The 19934-nt window shown below is 73.1% G+C and carries 16 protein-coding genes; 8 read left to right on the top strand and 8 right to left on the bottom strand.

Translation table 11 applies throughout. From position 1 onward, the window contains the following. Window positions 1-14: 14 nt before the first annotated feature. The gene (locus tag HNP84_RS22560; protein WP_185051944.1) at window positions 15-830 is read right to left on the bottom strand and encodes a crotonase/enoyl-CoA hydratase family protein; all 816 of its coding nucleotides are present in this window, start codon (window positions 828-830) and stop codon (window positions 15-17) included. Between the two features lie 170 nt (window positions 831-1000). Here HNP84_RS22560 and HNP84_RS22565 point away from each other — a divergent pair, with 170 nt between their 5' ends. Genes HNP84_RS22565 through HNP84_RS22585 form a run of 5 tightly spaced genes read left to right on the top strand, consistent with a single transcriptional unit; the run spans window position 1001 to window position 7229 of the window. Next, entirely contained in the window at window positions 1001-2545 is a 1545-nt protein-coding gene (locus HNP84_RS22565) for an acyl-CoA synthetase (RefSeq protein WP_185051764.1), read from the top strand. Further along, window positions 2535-3437 (top strand): Zn-ribbon domain-containing OB-fold protein, encoded by a 903-nt coding sequence (locus HNP84_RS22570; protein WP_312925493.1) that lies wholly within the window; start codon window positions 2535-2537, stop codon window positions 3435-3437. The genes HNP84_RS22565 and HNP84_RS22570 overlap by 11 nt, the downstream gene beginning before the upstream one ends. 3 nt (window positions 3438-3440) lie before the next feature. After that, a complete protein-coding gene (locus HNP84_RS22575) occupies window positions 3441-4463 on the top strand; it encodes a thiolase family protein (RefSeq protein WP_185051766.1) in 1023 nt (340 codons plus the stop codon). Next, the gene (locus HNP84_RS22580) at window positions 4464-5612 is read left to right on the top strand and encodes a thiolase family protein (protein WP_185051767.1); all 1149 of its coding nucleotides are present in this window, start codon (window positions 4464-4466) and stop codon (window positions 5610-5612) included. Window positions 5613-5633: 21 nt separating this feature from the next. Beyond that, window positions 5634-7229: an acyl-CoA synthetase gene (locus HNP84_RS22585; protein WP_185051768.1), complete on the top strand. Its 1596-nt coding sequence runs from the start codon at window positions 5634-5636 to the stop codon at window positions 7227-7229. Here HNP84_RS22585 and HNP84_RS22590 read toward each other — a convergent pair. Further along, on the bottom strand, window positions 7178-8098 hold the full coding sequence (locus HNP84_RS22590; protein WP_185051769.1) for a LysR family transcriptional regulator: 921 nt from the start codon (window positions 8096-8098) through the stop codon (window positions 7178-7180). The two genes, HNP84_RS22585 and HNP84_RS22590, sit on opposite strands and share 52 nt — an antisense overlap. 75 nt (window positions 8099-8173) lie before the next feature. Between HNP84_RS22590 and HNP84_RS22595 the strand changes: the two genes are divergently transcribed. Next, complete coding sequence (locus tag HNP84_RS22595) at window positions 8174-8707, top strand: cysteine dioxygenase family protein (RefSeq protein WP_185051770.1); 534 nt, start codon at window positions 8174-8176, stop codon at window positions 8705-8707. Between the two features lie 15 nt (window positions 8708-8722). On the opposite strand, the gene ald is transcribed toward HNP84_RS22595, so the two are convergent. Both ald and HNP84_RS22605 read right to left on the bottom strand, forming a co-directional pair. Further along, the gene (ald, locus tag HNP84_RS22600) at window positions 8723-9835 is read right to left on the bottom strand and encodes an alanine dehydrogenase (RefSeq protein WP_185051771.1); all 1113 of its coding nucleotides are present in this window, start codon (window positions 9833-9835) and stop codon (window positions 8723-8725) included. A 19-nt stretch (window positions 9836-9854) separates the two neighbouring features. After that, window positions 9855-11249 (bottom strand): aspartate aminotransferase family protein, encoded by a 1395-nt coding sequence (locus HNP84_RS22605; RefSeq protein ID WP_185051772.1) that lies wholly within the window; start codon window positions 11247-11249, stop codon window positions 9855-9857. 238 nt (window positions 11250-11487) lie between these two features. Here HNP84_RS22605 and HNP84_RS22610 point away from each other — a divergent pair, with 238 nt between their 5' ends. Then, window positions 11488-12831, top strand: a complete 1344-nt coding sequence (locus HNP84_RS22610) for a M20/M25/M40 family metallo-hydrolase (protein ID WP_185051773.1) — start codon at window positions 11488-11490, stop codon at window positions 12829-12831. Window positions 12832-12879: 48 nt separating this feature from the next. Here the strand turns inward: HNP84_RS22610 and HNP84_RS22615 are convergent, their stop codons facing one another. The 3 genes from HNP84_RS22615 to HNP84_RS22625 all read right to left on the bottom strand — a co-directional run bounded on the left by HNP84_RS22615 (window position 12880) and on the right by HNP84_RS22625 (window position 16122). Then, a complete protein-coding gene (locus HNP84_RS22615; protein ID WP_185051774.1) occupies window positions 12880-14232 on the bottom strand; it encodes a tetratricopeptide repeat protein in 1353 nt (450 codons plus the stop codon). Between the two features lie 112 nt (window positions 14233-14344). Then, entirely contained in the window at window positions 14345-15007 is a 663-nt protein-coding gene (locus HNP84_RS22620) for a response regulator (RefSeq protein WP_185051775.1), read from the bottom strand. Beyond that, complete coding sequence (locus tag HNP84_RS22625; protein WP_185051776.1) at window positions 15004-16122, bottom strand: sensor histidine kinase; 1119 nt, start codon at window positions 16120-16122, stop codon at window positions 15004-15006. Before HNP84_RS22625 ends, HNP84_RS22620 begins: the two co-directional genes overlap by 4 nt. Window positions 16123-16237: 115 nt before the next feature. Between HNP84_RS22625 and ggt the strand changes: the two genes are divergently transcribed. After that, the gene (gene ggt, locus HNP84_RS22630; RefSeq protein ID WP_246518487.1) at window positions 16238-18082 is read left to right on the top strand and encodes a gamma-glutamyltransferase; all 1845 of its coding nucleotides are present in this window, start codon (window positions 16238-16240) and stop codon (window positions 18080-18082) included. Here ggt and HNP84_RS22635 read toward each other — a convergent pair whose 3' ends face one another. Beyond that, window positions 18083-19543 (bottom strand): flavin-containing monooxygenase, encoded by a 1461-nt coding sequence (locus HNP84_RS22635; RefSeq protein ID WP_185051777.1) that lies wholly within the window; start codon window positions 19541-19543, stop codon window positions 18083-18085. Between the last annotated feature and the right edge of the window lie 391 nt (window positions 19544-19934).

The following is a 19934-nucleotide window of genomic DNA, read 5'->3' on the forward strand; positions in this document are numbered from 1 at the left end:
CCCGGTGACCGTGCTCATTCGCCGCGGTAGACCGGGTCGCGCTTCTCGCGGAAGGCGCGGGAGCCCTCCTTGGCGTCCTCGGAGCCGATGACCGGCCAGCCGATGGCGTCGGAGATCTTCAGCGCCTCCCGCTCGGGCACCCCGACGGTCTCGCGGTAGGTCCGCAGGATCGCCTGCACGGCCAGCGGCCCGCACGCCGCGACCTGCTCGGCGATCTCGCGGGCCGCGGCGAGCGCGGTCCCGTCGGGCACCACCTTGTTGACCAGACCCATGGCCAGCGCCTCCTGTGCGGTGACGGCGCGGCCGGTGAGCAGGATGTCCATGGCGAACGCGTACGGGATCTGCCGGGGCAGCCGGATCGCGCTGCCGCCCATCGGGAACAGGGCGCGCCTGGCCTCGTACAGGCCGAGCGTGGCCGACTCGGCCACCACCCGCAGGTCGGTGCCGACGAGCAGTTCGGTGCCGCCCGCGACGGCGTACCCCTCGACGGCGCACACGATGGGCTTAGTGGGCAGGGCGTCGCTGTCGCGCAGCAGGCCCTTCCAGTGGAAGTCGGGGATCTCGGCGGCGCGCTCGCGTACGCGCGGGTCCTGCGAGGGGGTGCCCATGGCCTTGAGGTCGGCGCCGGCGCAGAAGGTGCCGCCGGCCCCCGTGAGGATGCCGACCCGCACCCCGGGCTCGGCCGAGATGTACGCCCACGCGTCGGCCAGCCCGACCAGCATGTCGGTGGACAGCGCGTTGCGCGCCTCCTGGCGGTCCATGGTCACGATCACGATGTGGCCGTCGCGCTCGACGCGGCAGTGCGGGGTGCTGATCGGCAGGAGTTCCACGGACGCCTCCGGAGGGGTACGGATCACTGGAACACGTTCTGGTCGCGCCCCTACTGTAGGCGCCGCACAGGCTCCTATATCAAGCGCTTGCTCGGCATCGCCGACCCGGGTTAGGGTTCCGGGAGCGTACTAGAACAGATTCCTGTTCGCCCTCGCGGAGGGAGCTGGAGATGGGCACGCTCGGCTTCTGGCGACTGGCTCAGGCCGATCCCGGCTGGATCGCCGCCGTGGACCCCGACGGGACCGGCCACCGCGCCGGCGATCTGCTGGCACGGGCGAACCGCCTGGTGCACGGGCTGCGCGCGCTGGGCCTCCAACCCGGTGACGGCATCTGCGGCCTGACCCCGAACGGCACGGACGGCCTCGTCCTCTACCTCGCCGCGCTCCAGGCCGGCTGGTACTACACCCCGGTCAACTGGCACCTCACCGGGCCCGAGATCGCCTACATCGTCGCCGACAGCGAGGCCAAGGCGTTCTTCGTGCACGAGCGGTACGCCGAGGAGGGCACGCGCGGCGCCGAGCCCATCGCGCCGGACCGCCGCTTCGCCTTCGGCGACGTGCCCGGCTTCCGGCCCGTCTCCGACCTCACCGACGGGCGGCCCGGCACGCTCCCCGAGGGGCGCACCTTCGGGGCCACCATGCACTACACGTCCGGCACCACCGGCAGGCCCAAGGGCGTACGCCGCCCGCTGAGCGGCATCGACCCCGACGACGGCGCGGAGCTGATGACGTTCCTGCTCTCCTTGTTCGGCATCACCCCCGGCCGCCCCAACGTGCACCTGGTCACCTCGCCGAGCTACCACACCGCCGTCACCCAGTTCGGCGGCACGGCGCTGCACATGGGCCACACGCTGGTCTACATGGACCGCTGGGACGCCGAGGAGATGCTGCGGCTGTGCGAGCGGCACCGGGTGACCAACTCGCACATGGTGCCCACCCACTTCAAGCGGCTGCTGGCGCTGCCGGAGGAGGTGCGCGGCAAGTACGACCTGTCGTCGCTGCGCTGGATGATCCACGCCGCCGCCCCCTGCCCGGTGCCGGTCAAGCGGGCGATGCTCGACTGGTGGGGCGAGTGCGTGTACGAGTACTACGCGGCCACCGAGGGCGGCGGCACCCTGGCCACCCCGCAGGACTGGAAGGCCCACCCGGGCACGGTCGGCAAGGCGTGGCCGATCAGCGAGATCCTGATCGTGGACGACGAGCTGAACCCCGTCCCGGCGGGCACGCCCGGCACGATCTACATGAAGATGGCCGGGGCGAGCTTCGAGTACAAGGGCGACCCGGCCAAGACCGCGGCGAACCGGCTGCGCGACCACTTCACGGTCGGCGACATCGGCTATCTCGACGAGGACGGCTTCCTGTTCCTGTGCGACCGCAAGTCCGACATGATCATCTCCGGCGGCGCGAACATCTACCCGGCCGAGATCGAGAACGAGATCATGGTCCATCCCAAGGTCGCCGACGTCGCCGTGTTCGGCATCCCCGACGAGGAGTGGGGCGAGCAGATCAAGGCCGTGGTCGAGCCCGCCCCCGGCGTCACCCCCGGCCCGGAGCTGGCCGAGGAGATCCTCGCGTCGCTGCGCGGCCGGCTGGCGAAGATGAAGTGGCCGCGCTCGATCGACTTCATCGCCGAGATGCCCCGCGAGCCGAACGGCAAGCTGCTCAAACGCAAGCTCCGCGACCCGTACTGGGAGGGCCGTGACCGTGCCATCTGAGCCATCCGACCTCGTCGCCGATCACGTACTGGAGTTCCCCGGCGGCTACACCCGCACGACCGGGCCCGTGATCGGCCGGTTCCTCACCGAGCTGCGCGAGCGCCGCCTGGTCGGCGTGCGCACGGCGCAGGGCCGGGTGCTGGTGCCGCCGCTGGAGTACGACCCCGGCACCGGCGAGCCGGTCACCGGCGAGTACGCCGAGGTCGGCCCCGCCGGGACGGTGCGCACCTGGGCCTGGGTCGCCGAGCCCCGCCCGGGGCACCCGCTCGACCGCCCCTTCGCCTGGGCGCTGATCCGCCTGGACGGCGCCGACACCGACCTGGTGCACGCGGTGGACGCGGGCGAGGTCAAGGCCATGCGCCCCGGCCTGCGCGTACGCCCCCGCTGGCGCGACGCCCGTACCGGCCACATCACCGACATCGAGGCGTTCGTGCCCGAGGTGACCATGATGGCCGCGCCGGTGCGGCTGCACTACCGGCTGCGGCCGGGGCAGGCGCTCACCCGGTTCCTGGAGGGCGTGCGCGACGGCCGGTTCATCGGCTGCCGCTGCGGCGCCTGCGGCAAGGTCTACGTGCCGTACCGCACCTCCTGCCCCGAGTGCGGCACGCCGGTGAGCGAGGAGGTCGAGCTGCCCGGCACCGGCACGGTCACCACCTTCGCGATCAACAACCTGCCCGACCCGCGCGCCCCCGAGGTGCCGTTCGTCTCGGCGTACATCCTGCTCGACGGGGCCGACACCCCGATGATCGCGCTGGTCGGCGGGGTGCCCGCGCACGAGGTGCGGCAGGGCATGCGGGTGCGCGCCGTGTGGGTGCCGGAGGAGGAGCGGACCCTGTCCATGACGAACATCAAGTGGTTCGCCCCCACCGGCGAGCCGGACGTGGAGCTGTAGCCGATGCGTGAGGTCGCGGTCATCGCCTTCGCCCAGACCGTCCACACCGGCCACGACGCCGGGCTCGCCGAGCCCGAGCTGGTCGGCCCGCTGATCAACGAGGTGCGCGAGCGGACCGGGCTGCGCGAGTTCGGCTTCACCTGCTCGGGGAGCTGCGACTACCTGGCGGGGGCGCCGTTCTCGTTCGTCTCGGCGCTGGACGCCATCGGCGCCTGGCCGCCGATCTCGGAGAGCCACGTCGAGATGGACGCCGCCTGGGCCCTGTACGAGGCGTGGGTCCGGTTGCAGCATGGCGACGTGGACACCGCGCTGGTGTACGGCTTCGGCAAGTCCTCCCAGGGCGACCTGCGGGAGATCATGTCGGTGCAGCTCGACCCGTACTACCTCGCGCCGCTCGGCCTGGACCAGGTCTCCTACGCCGCGCTCCAGGCCGCCGCGCTGGGCGCCGACCGGGCCGAGCTGGACGCGATCGTACGCCGCAGCCGCGCCGACGGCCGCGCCAACCCCTGCGCGCTGGACCTGCCGGACCCCTCGGAGGAGGAGGGGCCGGGGGTGCACCCGCTGCGCGCGTACGACGCAGCGCCGATCACCGACGGCGCCGCCGCGATCGTGCTCGCCGCGGGCGAGCGGGCCAGGGAGCTGTGCGAGCGGCCCGCCTGGATCACCGGGATCGCGCACCGGATCGAGCCGCACTACCTCGGCATGCGCGACCTGGCCGCCTCCGCCTCCGCCGCCGACGCGGCGCGCGCGGCCGGGGTCGGCAAGGGCCCGGTGGACGTGGCCGAGCTGCACGCCCAGTTCAGCCACGAGGAGATCATCCTGCGCCGGGCCCTGGAACTGCCGGACGGCACGGCGGTGAACCCGAGCGGCGGCCCGCTGGCCGCCAACCCGGTGATGGCCACCGGGCTGATCAGGATCGGCGAGGCCGCGAGCAGGATCACCGAGGGACGGGCGGCGCGGGCGGTCGCGCACGCCGCGTCCGGGCCGTGTCTGCAGCACAACCTCGTCGCAGTGCTGGAGGGCTGAATGGGCAACAGGTGCGCGGTCGTCGGGGTCGGCCAGACGAAGTACCAGACCAAGCGGCAGGACGTGTCCATCGCCGGGCTGGTCCGCGAGGCCGCGCTGCGGGCGCTGGAGGACGCCGGGCTGACCTTCGGGGACATCGACGCGGTGGTCATCGGCAAGGCGCCCGACCTGTTCGAGGGCGTGATGATGCCGGAGGCGTACCTCGCCGACGCGCTCGGCGCGGCGGGCAAGCCGATGATGCGGGTGCACACGGCCGGGTCGGTCGGCGGCTCGACCGCGCTGGTCGGCGCGTCGCTGATCCAGGCCGGGGTGCACGACCGGGTGCTCGTGGTGGCCTTCGAGAAGCAGTCGGAGTCCAACGCGACCTGGGCCCTGTCCACCCACCCGCCGTTCAACGCCTCGCTGGTCGTCGGCGCGGGCGGCTACTTCGCGCCGCACATCCGCGAGTACATCCGCCGCACCGGCGCGCCCGGCCACATCGGCACGCTGGTCGCGGTCAAGGACCGGCTCAACGCGCTGAAGAACCCCTACGCCCACCTGAAGATCCCGGGCATCGACCGGGCCATGGTCGAGTCCACCCCGATGCTCTGGGAGCCGATCCGCTACCTGGAGACCTGCCCGTCCTCCGACGGCGCCTGCGCGATGGTGCTCAGCTCCGAGGCCAAGGTCAGCGGCACGCCCGCCTGGGTGCACGGCGCCGCGATGCGCTCGGAGGCGATGTCGCGCGCCGGCCGCGACACCGTGAGCCCGCAGGCCGGCAAGGACTGCGCCGCCGACGTCTACCGCCAGGCCGGGATCGCCGACCCGCGCCGTGACCTCGACGTGGCCGAGGTCTACGTCCCCTTCTCCTGGTATGAGCCGATGTGGCTGGAGAACCTGGGCTTCGCGGCCGAGGGCGAGGGGTGGAAGCTCACCGAGTCGGGCGCGACCGCGCTCGACGGCGACATCCCGTGGAACGCCTCGGGCGGCGTGCTGTCCTCCAACCCGATCGGGGCGTCGGGGCTGATCAGGTTCGCCGAGGCCGCGCTCCAGGTGCGCGGCATGGCGGGGGAGCACCAGGTGGACGGCGCGCGCCGGGCGCTGGGCCACGCGTACGGCGGCGGAGCGCAGTTCTTCGCCATGTGGATCGTCGGAAGCGACAAACCCTGACCCCTTGATTGGAGCGCCCCGATGGAGTTCAACCACGCCGACCTGTTCGAGGGGCTCGCGGACGCGATCGGGGACCGCGTCGCCGTGGTGTGCGGTGAGCGGCGGCTGACGTACGCCGAGCTGGACGCGCACGCCAACCGGCTGGCGCACTACCTCCGGGCCAAGGGGGTGCGGCCGGGGCAGCACGTGGGCATGCAGCTCTACAACGGCATCGAGTACGCCGCCGCGCTGCTCGCCACGCTGAAGATCCGCGCCGTGCCGGTGAACGTGAACTACCGCTACGTCGAGGCCGAGCTGCTCTACCTCTACCGCGACTCCGACATCGTGGCGCTGCTGTACGACGTGGAGTTCGAGCCCCGGGTGGCGGTCGCGGCGGAGGGCGCGCCGGAGCTGCGGCACCTGATCGCCGTCGGCGGGGAGCCGGCGGTCGCGGGCGCGGCGGCGTACGAGCGGGCGCTGGCGGACCAGCCGGAGACCCGCGGCTTCCCCGCCCGCTCCGGCCAGGACGTCTACATCATCTACACCGGCGGCACCACCGGGATGCCGAAGGGCGTCATGTGGCACTGCGAGGACCTGTTCATGGGCTTCGGCGGCGGCAACCCCGGCGGCGAGCCGCGCAAGACGCCGCAGGAGGTGATCGAGGCGGCCCGGTCGGCCGGGCCGATGGTCATGATGGCCGTGCCGCCGCTGATGCACGGCGCGGCGCAGATGGCCACGTTCATCACCTGGTGCATGGGCGCCACCATGGTGTTCGTGCGCAAGTTCGACCCGGTGGACGTGCTGCGCGCCGTGGATCGGGAGAAGGTGTTCACCATGAACATCACCGGCGACGCGATGGCGATCCCGCTCGCCGACGAGATCGCCACCGGCCGGTACGACCTGGGCTCGCTGTTCGTGATCAGCTCGACCGGCGCGATCCTCACCGGCGCCGTGCGCGCCCGGCTGGAGGAGCTGCTGCCCGGCCGGATGATCCTGGACAACTTCGGCTCCACCGAGTCGGGCTACACCGCCTCGGGGGTCGCCGGATCGTCGCCGGAGTCGGGGCTGAGGTACCGGCCCAACTCCACCGTTGACCTGGCGGTGCTGGACGACGCGCTGAACCCGGTCAAACCGGGCTCGGGCGAGCTGGGCGTCGTGGCCCGCTCGGGCCGGATCGCCTTCGGCTACTACAACGACCCGGAGAAGACCGCGCGCACGTTCGTCACCGACGCGGCGGGCACGCGCTGGCTGCTCACCGGCGACCTGGCCACGGTCGGCGACGACGGCACGATCACGGTGTACGGCCGCGGCTCGGTGTGCATCAACACCGGCGGCGAGAAGGTGTTCCCCGAGGAGGTCGAGGCGGTGCTGAAGGGCCATCCGGCGGTGTTCGACGCGGTGGTGACCGGCATCCCCGACGAGCGCTTCGGCAGCCGGGTCGCCGCCGTGGTCGAGCCCCGCCCCGGCGCCTCGCTCACCGCCGCCGAGCTGGACGCGCACTGCCGGGAGCGGCTGTCCGGCTACAAGGTGCCGCGGACGTACGCGTTCGTGACCGAGATGGTGCGCTCCCCGGCGGGCAAGGCCGACTACCGCTGGGCCAGGGCCACGGCCGAGGCCGCCGCGGCCGCGTCCTCCTGAGCGCGCGCCTCCTCCACCAGCGCCGCCAGCAGCGCCCGCGTGGCGGGCGGGTCGGGCGGGTCGCCGTACACCGCGGCGAGGACGTGCCGGGTCGAGCCGGGCAGCGGCACGGTGCGCACGGCCGGGTCGCGGTGGGCGGCCAGGGCCAGCGCGGGCAGCACGGTCACGCCCATGCCCGCGGCCACCATCTTCTGCACCGCCACGTAGTCGTCGCTGGTGAAGGCGACGCGCGGCTCGAACCCGGCCGCCTGGCACAGGTCGAGCAGGTGGCTGCGGCAGCGGTCGCACCCCGCGATCCAGGGGGCGTCGCGGTGGCCGGCCAGGGCGCCCGGCGGCACGTCCGGCGGGGTGACGAGGTGGCTCGGGTCGTCCAGCAGCGGGGTCATCCGCACGCCGTTCTCCTCGTCGGGCGTGTCGTCGTAGCGGAAGATCACCGCCATGTCCACGTAGCCGGCGCGCAGCATGCGTACGGCCTCGGGCGGCTCGGCCTCCGACAGCCGCAGATCCAGGCCGGGCCGCTCCCGCGCCAGCCGCGCCGCGGCGGCCGGGACGAACGTGCCCAGCGCGGAGGGGAACGCGGCCAGCCGCACCCGGCCCGCGCGCAGGCCGACGTGCGCGGCCAGCTCGGTCTCCGCCGCGTCCAGCCGGCCGATGATCTCGGTGGCCCGCTCGGCGAGCAGCCGCCCGGCCTCGGTCAGCCGGATGCCCCGCCCGGCGCGCTGCACCAGCTTGGCCCCGGTCTCGGCCTCCAGCCTGGCCAGGTGGTGGCTCACCGAGGGCTGCGAGTAGTGCAGCTCGCGCGCCGCGGCCGTCACCGACCGGGTGCGCGCGACCGCGACCAGGACCCGAAGCCGCACGACATCCAGCACATATCAATCGTATCTATGGATGTCCCCGAACATAGGCATTGGACGTGATAAGAGGCGCTGACCCAGGCTGGAAGCATGAACCAGACGACCACGATCGCCCGCCCCGGGCTCGCGCCGCTCGTCACCGGCATCCGCGCCCTCGCCGGGCTCGGCACCCCGCCGGCCGACACGGCCAGGGCCGTGGCCGGCCACCTGCGGGCCAACCTGCCCGGCCCGGACATCCTGAGCGAGGAGGAACGGCTCGGCAGCCCCGACGGCTACGTGGTGCACGTGCTGCACACCGAGGAGTCCTTCTCGATCGCCGCCGTCGTGTGGCGGCCCGGCCAGGAGACCGCCATCCACGACCACGTGGCCTGGTGCGTGTTCGGCGTCCTGAGCGGCATCGAGTACGAGACCCTGTACCGGCTGGCCCCCGACGGCACCCACCTCACCGAGATCGGCCGGGTGGCCAACCGGCCCGGCGAGGTGAGCGGCTTCGCCCCGCCCGGCGACATCCACAGCGTCAGGAACACCAGCGGCGAGACCGGCGTGTCGCTGCACGTCTACGGCGCCGACCTGGCCCGCCTGGGCAGCAGCGTGCGCCGGGCGTACACGCTGCCGGTGCGCTAGCGGAGTGGCTGTTCGCTAGCCGAGCACCTGCGCGACCGGCACGTACGGCAGGCCGTGCGCCTCGGCGACCGGCTCGCTGGTCAGCGCGCCGTCGTGGGTGTTGAGCCCCAGCGCCAGCCCGGCGTCGGCGCGCAGCGCCTCCCGCCAGCCCAGCCCGGCCAGCTTCACCGCGTACGGCAGGGTCGCGTTGGTCAGCGCGTACGTCGAGGTGTTGGCCACCGAGCCCGGCATGTTCGCCACGCAGTAGAAGATCGAGTCGTGCACGGTGAACGTCGGGTCGTCGTGCGTGGTCGGCCGGGAGTCCTCGAAGCAGCCGCCCTGGTCGATCGCGATGTCCACCAGCACCGAGCCCGGCCTCATCCGCGCCACCAGGTCGTTGGAGACCAGAGTCGGCGCCTTCGCGCCCGGGATCAGCACCGCGCCGATCACCAGGTCGGCCCCCAGGACCTCCTGCTCGATCGCGTACGCCGTGGAGACCACGGTCTTCAGCCGGCCCTGGTAGATCGCGTCGATCTGGCGCAGCCGGTCGACGTTGACGTCGAGGATCGTCACGTCGGCGCCCATGCCCACCGCGATCTGCGCCGCGTTCAGCCCCGACACGCCGCCGCCGATCACCACCACCCTGGCCGGCGGCACGCCGGGCACGCCGCCCGGCAGTACGCCCCGCCCGCCGTTGGAGCGCATCAGGCTGTAGGCGCCCACCTGCGGGGCCAGCCGCCCGGCCACCTCCGACATCGGGGCCAGCAACGGCAGCGACCGGCCCACCTGCACGGTCTCGTACGCGATGCCCGTCACCTTGCGCTCCAGCAGCGCGTCGGTGCACGGACGGGACGCGGCGAGGTGCAGGTAGGTGAACAGCACCTGCCCCTCGCGCATCCGGTCGTACTCCTCGGCGATCGGCTCCTTCACCTTGAGGATCATCTCGGCCTCGGCCCACACGGCCTCGGCGCCGTCCAGCATCTTGGCGCCGGCGCCCAGGTAGTCCTCGTCGGTGATGTGCGAGCCGAGGCCCGCGCCGCGCTGGACGTACACGTCGTGGCCGTGGCGGACCAACTCGTGCACTCCCGCGGGCGTGGCGGCCACGCGGTACTCGTGGTTCTTGACCTCGGCGGGCACGCCGATCTTCATGGTGGGTTCCTTCCTGGGATTACAGGCGCTTCCCCGCCTCGGTGAGCACCGAGCGCAGGATGGACTCGATCTCGTCGAACTCCCTGGGACCGGCGATCAGCGGCGGCGCGAGCTGGATCACCGGGTCGCCGCGGTCGTCGGCGCGGCAGTAGAGCCCGGCGTCGTACAGGGCCTTGGACAGGAAGCCCCGCAGCAGCCGCTCCGACTCCTCCTCGTTGAACGTCTCCTTGGTGGCCTTGTCCTTGACCAGCTCGATGCCGTAGAAGTAGCCCGCGCCCCGCACGTCGCCGACGATCGGCAGGTCGAGCAGCTTCTCCAGCGTCGCGCGGAAGACCGGCTCGTTCTCGGTCACGTGGCCGAGCAGGTTCTCACGCTCGAAGATGTCCAGGTTGGCCAGCGCCACCGCCGCCGAGACCGGGTGGCCGCCGAAGGTGTAGCCGTGGGCGAACATCTCGGTGCCGGACCTGAACGGCTCGAACAGCCGCTCCTGCGCGATCATCGCCCCTATGGGGGAGTAGCCGCTGGTCAGGCCCTTGGCGCAGGTGATGATGTCGGGCACGTAGTCGAACTTCTGCGCGCCGAACATGGTGCCCAGCCGGCCGTAGGCGCAGATCACCTCGTCGGAGACCAGCAGCACGTCGTACTCGTCGCAGATCTCGCGCAGCCGCTGGAAGTAGCCGGGCGGCGGCGGGAAGCAGCCGCCGGCGTTCTGCACCGGCTCCACGAAGACGGCGGCCACGGTCTCGGGGCCCTCCATCTCGATGGCCTGTGCCACCCGGTCGGCGGCCCAGCGGCCGTACTGCTCCGGCGTCATGCCGGCCACGCCGCTGATCTCCTCGGCGCGGTAGTAGTTGGTGTTGGGCACCCGGATCGAGCCGGGCACCAGCGGCTCGAACGGCGCCTTGAACGCCGGGATGCCGGTGATCGACAGCGCGCCCTGCGGCGTGCCGTGGTAGGCGATCTGGCGGCTGATCACCTTGTGCTTGAGCGGCTTGCCGACGGCCTTGAAGTACTGCTTGGCGAGCTTCCAGGCGCTCTCGACCGCCTCGCCGCCGCCGGTGGTGAAGAAGACGCGGTTCAGGTCTCCCGGCGTGAGCGAGGCCAGGCGCGCGGCCAGCTCGGCGGCCTTGGGGTGGGCGTAGGACCACAGCGGGAAGAACGCCAGCTCCTGCGCCTGCTTGGCGGCGGCCTCGGCCAGCTCGCTGCGCCCGTGGCCGGCCTGCACCACGAACAGGCCCGCCAGCCCGTCGAGGTAGCGCTTGCCGTGGATGTCGTAGATGTAGGCGCCCTCGCCCCGCACGATCGTGGGCACCTCGCCGCCCTCGTGCGCGCTGTGGCGGGTGAAGTGCAACCACAGGTTGTCCTGAGCGGCCTTGAGGACCGAGGTCACGTCGGTGTCTTCCTGGTGCGTCATCGCTGTCTTCCTCGCTCGTCGGCTCCCCACAGTGTGCACACACCTGCCCGCCGCTGCCAAGTGAAAGCGTGGTTGCACAGTGACAGAACTTCGGAATCCGCGATATCGATATGTAACGCCGACGAAATCCGTGCCCACTTTCGGGGGACGGACGGCACTCGGCCCCGGAAATCCCCGGCACGGTAGCCTGTGCGCCTTAGATGCACGAACACCAGCATGTGGAGAGGCGGGGGACGACGTGACTCCTGACCAGATAGAGAGCGCCGTCGCGGCGGCCATGCCTCAGGCGGTGGAGGACCTCAGACGGCTCGTCGCGATCCCGTCGGTGGCCTTCCCCGGGCACCCCGACGAGCCGGTGCTCGCCGCCGCGGCGCTGACCGAGGAACTGCTGCGCAGCACCGGCCTGCCGCACGTGCGGCAGATCCCCGTACCAGGCAGTTTCCCCGCCGTGTACGCCGAGGCCCCCGCGCCCCCCGGAGCCCCCACCGTGCTGCTGTACGCCCACTACGACGTGCAGCCGCCCGGCGACCTCTCCCTGTGGCGCACCCACCCGTTCGAGCCCACCCTCATCGACGGCCACCTATTCGGCCGCGGGGCCGCCGACGACAAGTCGGGCGTCATCTCGCACGTGACCGCGCTGCGCGCCTTCCGCGGCCGTCCGCCGGTCGGCGTCAAGGTGATCATCGAGGGCCAGGAGGAGTACGCGGGCGAGCGCCTGGAGGAGTTCGTCGAGCGCAACCCCGAACTGCTGCGCGCCGACGCGATCGTCGTGGCCGACACCGGCAACCCGCGCGTCGGCGACCCCTCCGTGACCACCTCGCTGCGCGGCATGGGCGGCTTCACCATCGAGGTGCGCACCCTGAAGGAGGCCGTGCACAGCGGCCAGTTCGGCGGCCCGGCCCCCGACGCCCTGGCCGCGCTGATCCGCATGCTCGCCGCGCTGCACGACGACAACGGCGACCTGCGGGTGCCCGGCCTGCCCCGCGGCGCCTTCCTGGGCACCGGCCCGACGGAGGACGAGTTCCGCGCGAGCGCCGGCGTGCTGGACGGCGTGTCGCTCACCGGCTCGGGCTCCATCGCCGACCGCCTGTGGGCGTCGTACGCCATCACGGTCACCGGCCTCGACGTGCCGACCGTCTCCGGCGCCGTCAACGCGGTGCAGCCCGTGGCGCGCGCCCGGGTCACGGTCCGGGTGCCCCCCGCCGGCGACCCCAAGTCCACCCTGGACGCCGTGATCACCTTCCTGCACCAGGTCGCCCCCTGGAACGTCCGGATCGCCGTGACCGACATCGTGGTCGGCTCCGGCTTCCTGGCGGCCTCCGGCGGCATCGCCCGCGCCTCGCTCAACCGCGCCATGGAGCGCGCCTACGGCCGCCCGCCGCGCGACATCGGCGCCGGCGGCTCGATCCCGCTCGTCTCCACCCTGGTCCGCCAGTTCCCCGCCGCCGAGATCCTGCTGTTCGGCGCGGAGGACGACGCCGCCGCCATCCACGCCCCCAACGAGCGGGTCAACCTCGAAGAGCTCCGCCGCACCGCCACCACCGAGGCGCTGTTCCTGCACGAGTACGCCACCGCGCTGTAACGGCGCACGGCTGTATCGGCTCACGGCTGTATCGGCGCGTGAGGCGGGTCAGCACAGGCGCGAGCGCAGGGTGCGCGCGGTGCCCCGGACCAGCAGCGTCTCGGTGGTGCTCGGCCACGGGGTCGTCCCCGGGCGGAGGATGGCCGCGCGCACCGAGGCGAGGTGCTCGATCGAGGGCCGCGGCATGCCGCTGCGCTCGGTGAGCCAGCCGACGACGTCGCCGCGGTCCAGCAGCGGGCGGGTGACCAGATCCCAGGTGCCCAGGATCTCGGCCAGCGCGTCGGCGTCGAGGCCGGGCTCGCCCCGCCGCCCGGTCGCGGCGGCGGTCAGCTCGGCCCGCGCCAGCAGCTCGGGCTCGGCGGGCACCCCGGGGACCTCCTCGGCCGCGGGCTCGGCGGCCGGCTCGCGGCCGAGCAGCGTGCCCAGCTCCTCGGCGGCCCGCCGATGCCCCCGGCGGGCCGCCTCCTCGAACCAGCGGCGGCCCGCGTCGAGGTCGCCCCGCTCGGCGATCAGCAGCAGCCCCAGGTGGTAGGCCGCCTCAGTGTCACCGCCGCGCGCGGCCCGCTCCCACCAGCGGGCCGCCGCCCCCGGGTCGCCCAGCTCCACGCAGACGAACCCGGCCATCCGCTGGTCGCCCAGCCGCCCCGCCTCGCCCGCCCGCTCGAACCACGCCCGCGCCCCGCGCAGGTCGCGCCGCGACAGCGCGATCGCGCCCAGCCACGACGCCGCCCCCGGATGCTCCGCCTTGGCCGCCAGCCGGTAGTACGCCTCGGCCCCCTCCGGGTCGCGGCCGGCCTGGAGCAGCAGCCCCAGGTGGTACGCCGAGCCCGGATGGCCGCCCCGCGCCCCGAACTCCCACCAGTGCAGGGTCTCCTCCTCCTCGCCCGCCGCGTAGGCGAGGAAGCCCAGGTCGTCGGCCGAGCACAGATCCCCGCTCGCGGCGGCCCTGCGGTGCCACTCGCGGGCGCACTTCAGCTCCGCGGCGTCCTCGTACAGCAGCGCCAGCGGCCGGGCCGCCCGGTGCGCGCCCCCGCGCGCCGCCTGCTCGAACCACCACCGCGCCCGCGCGCGGTCGCCGCGCCGGTCCAGCAGCAGCGTGGCCAGGCTGATCGCCGCCTCCAGATCGCCCAGGCCCGCCGCCAGCTCATACCACCGCACGGCGTCGTCGAGGCCGCCGTGCTTCTCGTGCCAGACCCCGAGGTTGAACACGCTGTCGAGGTTGCCCGCCGCCGCGGCCCGCTCCCACCAGTGCCGCGCGCCCTCGCGGTCGCCCCGCTGGGCGCGCAGCCTGCCGAGCTGGTGCGCGGCGTTCACGTCGCCGGCCCGCGCCGCGGCGGCGAGATCGGCCTCACTGTGCTTGCTGCGCGGGGCGACGCCGGCGTCCTCCTGCCACCACCGCATGGACCCTCCTTGACCGCGTGACCGTACGACAACGGAGCGTAGTCCTTGCCGGGCCTTCCGCCGGATCAGTCGGGTGAAATCGATGACCCCGGTGGACATCCCCGCCGAGGCGTCAGGTCCAGCCCGGCTTGACCAGGCCCGACTCGTAGGCGATGACCACGAGCTGGGCGCGGTCGCGGGCGCGCAGCTTCATCATCGTGCGGCTGACGTGGGTCTTGGCGGTGGCGGGTGACATGAACAGGCGCTGGGCGATCTCCTCGTTGGTCATGCCGGTGCCGACCAGCGACAGGACCTCGCGCTCGCGTTCGGTCAGCAGGTCCAGCTCGCGGGCGAGCACCGGCTCCTTGGCCCGGGAGGCGAACTCGGCGATCAGGCGGCGGGTGACGCTGGGCGACAGCAGCGCCTCGCCCGCCGCGACCACCCGGACCGCCTGGATCAGCTCGGCCGGCTCGGTGTCCTTGACCAGGAACCCGCTCGCGCCGCCGCGCAGCGCCTCGAAGACGTACTCGTCCAGCTCGAACGTGGTCAGGATGATGATCCGGACGTCGCGCAGGCCGGGGTCGGCGGCGATGCGGCGGGTGGCGGTCAGGCCGTCGGTGCCCGGCATGCGGACGTCCATCAGCACGACGTGGGGGCGGTGCTCGTGGGCCAGCCGCTCGGCCTCGGCGCCGTCGGCGGCCTCGGCCACCACGCGCATGCCCTCCTGCGCGTCCAGCAGCGCGCGGAACCCGCCGCGTACGAGGGCCTGGTCGTCGGCGAGCACCACGTCGATCACGCGTTCTCCTCGGGTAGGGGCAGCCGGGCCTCCACCTGGAAGCCCCGGCCGCGGGGACCTGCGGTGAGCGTGCCGCCCAGGGCGGTGGCGCGCTCGCGCATGCCGGGGATGCCGTTGCCGCCCCCGGCGTCGGCCAGGGAGCCCCGCTCGGGCGAGCCCTCGTCGGTGACGGTCAGCCTCAGCTCCGCCTCGCCGTAGTGGGTCGCAAGGGTCACCGCCGCGCCCGGCGCGTGCCTGGCCACGTTCGTCAGGCTCTCCTGGATGATCCGGTAGACCGCCCGCTCGACCCCCGGCGGCAGCGGCCTGACCCGGCCGGTCGTACGCCTGGTGACCGGCAGGCCGGTGCGCTCGACCAGGTCGTCCAGCCGGTCCAGCCCGGCGGTGGGGGAGCGGGGGGCGCCCTCGCGCAGCACGTTGAGCACCGAGCGCATCTCGCCGAGGACGTCCTTGCTGGCCTGCTTGATGGTGGCCAGCGCCGTACGCGCCTGCTCCGGATGGTCGTCGATCAGGTGCAGCGCCGTGGACGCCTGCACGTGGATCAGCGAGATGTTGTGCGCCAGCACGTCGTGCAGCTCCTGCGCCATGGTCAGACGCTCCTCGCTGGCCTGGCGCCGCTCCTCCTCCTCGGCGACGCGGCGGCGCTCGGCGGCCCGCTCGCGCTGTGCCCGCACGACCTCCGAGATGGTCAGGACGACCAGGATCATCGCGCCGACGGCCAGGTTGTGGAAGGCGCCGGGCGAGGCCACCGGCGCCATCCAGGTCATGTAGATCACGATGAACGCGAAGAAGCCCGCGCTCGTCAGCCAGGCCACCAGCCGGTGCCCGGCGTTGATCGCGGTGTAGAGCATGATGATCGCGCTCAGGAACGGCGGCCCGTACGCGTATCCGGCGACGATGTACACGCACGTCACCAGCACCGTGCCCAGCAGCGCCGGCACCGGCCACCGCCTGCGTACCAGCAGCAGGGCCGGGCCGATGAGCAGCAGGGAGATCGAGAACGCGTCGGGCGGCAGCCGGTCGCCCTGGCCGTTCGAGGCGGACTGGGTGATGCCGAGTTGCAACAGCGCCGCCACCCCGGACGTCACTAGATCGGCCCGTCCGCACCGCGTCCTCACGGGAGGAAACCGTATGCCACGCCGCCCGCGCCCGCGTCGTCCCCCCGGCGCATCCGCGCGTACCCCTGCCGGTGTACGCCGCGGCGCACGCCCGGCTGTTGAGAAGGTCAACTCGATGAGTCATGCTGGGATGATCGAGTGCCGGGAGGTCGCGATGACGATGACCACGGGGAACTCCATGAGGCGCGCCCGCCTCACGCTCGCCGCGTTCGCGACGGCCGTCCTGGGCGCGTCGCTGCTGGTCCCGCCCGCGTACGCGCGGCCGGGGCCCGCGCCCGAGCCGGTCAAGGCGCCGGTCGCCGAGGGCTACGGCGGCGCGGTCGCCACCGTCGACCTCGACGCGAGCAAGGTGGCCGTCGAGGTGCTGCGCCGCGGCGGCAACGCCATCGACGCCGCCGTCGCCGCCGCGGCCACCCTGGGCGTGACCGAGCCCTACTCCGCGGGCCTGGCCGGGGGCGGCTTCCTGGTCTACTACGACGCCGAGCGGCGCAAGGTGTTCACCATCGACGGCCGCGAGAAGGCCCCGGCCGCGATGACCGAGACCTCCCTCCAGGAGAACGGCGCCGCGATCCCGTTCGACGAGGCCGTCACCAGCGGGCTGTCCGCCGGGGTGCCGGGCAGCGTCGCGCAGTGGGAGCTCGCGCTGCGCCGGTTCGGCACGCTGAGCCTGAAGCAGGCGCTGCGCCCGGCCGCCGAGGTGGCCGAGCGCGGGTTCACCGTCGATCAGACCTTCCACGACCAGACCGCCGCCAACGCCGCCCGGTTCAAGGACATCTCCTCCACGGCCGCGCTGTTCCTGCCCGGGGGCGCGCCCCCGCCGGTCGGCTCGACCTTCCGCAACCCCGACCTCGCCCGTACCTACCGCGAGCTGGGCAGGCGCGGCCCGTCCTGGCTCTACGGCGGCAGGCTGGGCGAGGAGGTCGTGGCCACGGTCAAACGCCCGCCGGTCGCGCCCGGCGCCACCCGCAACGTCAGGCCCGGCCTGATGAGCCTGGACGACCTGCGCGCCTACCGCGCGGTCGAGCGCCCGCCGGCCAAGGTCGGCTACCGCGGCCTCGACGTCTACGGCATGGCGCCGCCGTCCTCCGGCGGGTCCACCGTCGGCGAGGCGCTGAACATCATCGACGCGCTGCCCGACCCCGGCCTGCACGAGTACCTTGAGGCGTCCAGGCTGGCCTTCGCCGACCGGGGCAAGTACGTCGGCGACCCCCGCTACGTGGACGTGCCGCTGCGCGAGCTGCTGTCCGACGGGTTCGCCAAGGAGCGGGCCTGCCTGGTCGGCGAGCGCGCGATGCCCCACCCGGCCGCGCCCGGCTCGCCCGACGGCGACTACGCCCCCTGCGCCGCCACCCCGCCGCCGTCCTCGCCCGAGGCCGGCCCGGCGAAGGAGGGCCCCGAGACCACCCACCTCGTCGTGGCCGACCGCTGGGGCAACGTGGTGGCCTACAACATCACCATCGAGTCCACCGGCGGCAACGGCATCGTGGTGCCGGGGCGTGGCTTCCTGCTCAACAACGAGCTGACCGACTTCACCTTCGGCCCCGCCCCCGGTGACCCCAACCTGCCCGCGCCGGGCAAGCGCCCGCGCTCGTCCATGGCCCCGACGCTGGTCTTCGACGACGGCCGGCCGGTGCTGGCGGTCGGCTCCCCGGGCGGCTCGACGATCATCACGACGGTGCTGCAGATCCTGGTCAACCGCTACGAGTTCGGCATGCCGCTCCCCGAGGCCCTGGCCGCGCCCCGCGCCACCCAGCGCAACACCGCGCAGACCCAGGCGGAGCAGGGCTTCCTGAACCGGTACGGCGCGGAGCTGACGGCCCTGGGGCACCAGTTCGCGCCGATCGCGGAGATCGGCGCGGCCACCGCGCTGGAGTTCCTGGGCGGTGGCAAGGTGCAGGCGGTCGCCGAACCGGTCCGGCGCGGGGGCGGCAGCGCCCTGGTGGTCGCTCCGGCGAAGTGATCAGTAGATCAGCTCGTACGCGGTGCGCCGGGCGTGCCGCGTACGGGCCCAGTACTCGAAGGTGAAACCGGGCCAGATCGTGCGGTTCACGCCGTGCGCGTCCAGGTACCAGCTATCGCAGCCGCCCTCGGACCACACCCGCCTGCCCAGCCGCCGCTGGAGCCCCCGGTTGAACTCCCGCTGCGCCTCCGCCCGCACGTCCAGGCCACGGGCCCCGGTGCGCGACAGCAGGCGCAGGCAGTCCATGACGTACCGGACCTGGGCCTCGATCATGAACACCACCGAGGTGTGCGCCAGCCCCGTGTTCGGCCCGAGCAGGAAGAACAGGTTCGGGAACCCGGCCGTGGCGACCCCGAGGTACGCCTCCACACCGTCCCGCCACGCGTCGGCGAGCGTGAGCCCCTTCCTGCCGGTGATCCGCCACTCCTGGAGCGCGTCCACCACCTTGAACCCGGTGCCGTAGACGATCGCGTCCACCTCGCGCTCCCGCCCGGTGGCGTCCACGATCGCGGTCTCGGTGATCCGGGTCAGCGGGTCGGTCACCAGCTCCACGTTGTCGCGGCAGAGCGCGGGGTAGTAGTCGTCGGCCAGCAGGATGCGCTTGCAGCCGATGGTGTAGTCCGGGGTCAGCTTGGCGCGCAGCTCCGGATCGGGCACCTGCCGCCGCAGGTGGCGCAGCGCGGCCTCCTGGTGCCCCCGCATCAGCCGCGGGTGCACCGCGAACCCGAGCGCCCGCGTCTCCAGCAACCAGTACACGGCGCCGCGGAGGGCACGCCGGGCGGGCGGGAAGGCACGCAGGGTGCGCCGCAGCCCGTCGGGGATCTCGACGTCGGGCTTGGACTGCACCCACGGCGGCGTGCGCTGCACCACGTACAGCCGCTCCACCCGCTCCGCGATCCGCGGCACGAACTGCGCCGCCGAGGCCCCGGTCCCGATCACGGCCACGCGCTTGCCGGTCAGATCGTAGGAGTGGTCCCACTCGGCCGAGTGCCACGAGGCCCCGCGAAACCCCTCTCTCCCCACTATCCCCGGAAATTTCGGCACATGCAGGGCCCCCATCCCCGACACCACGGCGTGCGCCCGCAGCGTCTCCCCGTCCGAGGTCGAGACCGCCCACCGCACCGCCTCATCGTCGTACTCCAGCCCCACGACCCGCTTCCCGAACCGGAGATGCGGCCCCAGCCCGTACGCGTCCGCACACCGCCGCAGGTAGTCCAAGATCTCCGCATGCGGCGCGAACAACCGAGTCCACCCGGGGTTGAGCGCGAAGGAGAAGGAGTAGAGCGGCGAGGGCACATCACAGGCGCACCCGGGATAGGTGTTGTCCCGCCAGGTCCCGCCGAGATCGTCCGCCTGCTCCAGGATCACGAAGTCGTGGTAGCCGGCCTCCTTGAGCTTGATCCCCATACACAACCCGGCGAACCCCGCCCCAATCACCACGATCCCCGGCACCGGCGCCACCTCGATCCCCTGTATTGGATTCGCGGTCCAATGTAGTGACCGGCCCTTGCGCGGTCCATAGTTGTGCAGCGTAATACCGACCGGTTGGAATGCAACGGCCCCAGGCCCGGCCCCCCCGCCACAGCCCAGCCCGACCCCACCAAGCCGAACGCGTGCCCGGCCCTACCCGGCCTCACCCGGCCCTACCCGGCCTCACCCGGCCCTACCCGGCCTCACCCGGCCTCACCCGGCCCCTCTCGGGTGTGTCCGGGCAACGGTGAATCTTCCGCAAAGCGGGATGGTGGTGGATGCCAGAGCCTGTGGAAACGCGACCCCCTCCCGCCATCTCCGCGCGAACGGGGACACACCCCCCTCTCCGGCGACGGGCGAAGACTCCCCCCGGGGAGTATCC

The organism is Thermocatellispora tengchongensis (assembly GCF_014202315.1).
GTDB classification, from domain to species: domain Bacteria; phylum Actinomycetota; class Actinomycetes; order Streptosporangiales; family Streptosporangiaceae; genus Thermocatellispora; species Thermocatellispora tengchongensis.